The following is a 1,285-nucleotide window of genomic DNA, read 5'->3' as shown; positions in this document are numbered from 1 at the left end:
GGGCATGTAATGCAATCTAGTGGGATAATACTTTTTTCATAGGTATCCAAATGCGTACCCACATGTCCTGTGGCTACATGGCGGTTTTCTTGTGTAGAGAGCCATTGCTCCATTAAATCCATATCCACTTGTGTTGTTAAGTCATATTTCATAATGATTCCTCCTGTATTTTTAATTGCAGATAGTTATTAAATTGTTGTAGAAAGTTAAGTACTACTTGTTGTTCCTGTATTGGAACAGAATATAAAAAGGCGATATCTCGTTCTTCCCATTTTGTATGAGCAACCTCGTGTTCCTTATACAGAACCTCTCCTATAGAGGTCAATCGATAGTAAATTTCTTTTTTATTGTCAGGAAGAGCGTAACGTTCCACAAGACCATCATGTAGCAAGCGCCTAGCTAACTTTGTAACTGCACCTCGAGTCATAGAAAGAAGCGTAGCGAGTTGCACTCCATTTGGGTGTTCAAGCTTTCCAATAGCTTCAATACAATGTAATTCTGAATTACTATATTGAGAATTTAAACCACTATTAATAAGATTACTAAGTATGTCTTGATTGTTATAAAGCTGCGTAAACTGCTTAAGTATTTCTCGTTCCATTTTATATCTCCTTATTGTTTCCTTGTAAACAATATTATGTTATCATGTTTGAATATTGTTGTCAAGGAAACAAAAAATATTAGTTTTAATTCAAGCAAAGGCACCAGAATTTTTTCATTCCGATGCCTTTGGATTTTTCTATATATAATTCGAATGTCCGCACGTCAAAGCTATCATATTAATCTCTAAAATGGTCTGTTATTTCAGCATCTGATCATTCTGGAAAAAATCTTTCCAAGGGTCTTTGCCATTTATCCTCAAAAGCGCATCCGCCATAGTGATGCCGTCGGGAGCGATTGTGTCAAGTTCTTCCCATGCGATAGGCATGGAAACGCTTGCACCTTTCCTAGCTCTAATGGAATATGGAGCAACACTTGTAGCACCTCTACCATTTCGAATCCAGTCGATAAATATCTTATCTGTACGCTTAGCCTTTCTCACATTACTTGTATAGCGGTCAGGCCACTTCTGCTCCATAACTTCGGCAACCCGCTTTGCAAAATCGTAAAACACATTCCAGGTCACAACCGGTTTTAAAGGGACAACCACATGATAACCTTTGCCACCACTAGTCTTAAGATACGAATTCAACGAAAGTTCGTTAAGAATACTTCTGACATCCAGTACTCCCTGGCGCACCTGGCTAAGATCCATTCCTTCATCCGGATCCAAATCAAATACCAT

General features: G+C 38.1%; 2 protein-coding genes. Both read right to left on the bottom strand.

Annotated elements, in window-relative coordinates:
- Positions 1-148 precede the first annotated feature (148 nt).
- Positions 149-601 (bottom strand): MarR family transcriptional regulator, encoded by a 453-nt coding sequence (locus tag RTP52_RS04710; protein ID WP_312369524.1) that lies wholly within the window; start codon positions 599-601, stop codon positions 149-151.
- A 198-nt stretch (positions 602-799) separates the two neighbouring features.
- Positions 800-1,285 (bottom strand): non-homologous end-joining DNA ligase LigD (gene ligD, locus RTP52_RS04705; RefSeq protein WP_331660913.1); only part of this gene is annotated, 486 nt, incomplete at its 5' end.

This window comes from Lachnoclostridium sp., from assembly GCF_031997925.1.
Lineage (GTDB): Bacteria > Bacillota > Clostridia > Lachnospirales > Lachnospiraceae > Lachnoclostridium.
The sequence above is the reverse complement of the archived record's forward strand: the minus strand, read 5'-3'. Positions and strand labels throughout refer to the sequence as shown.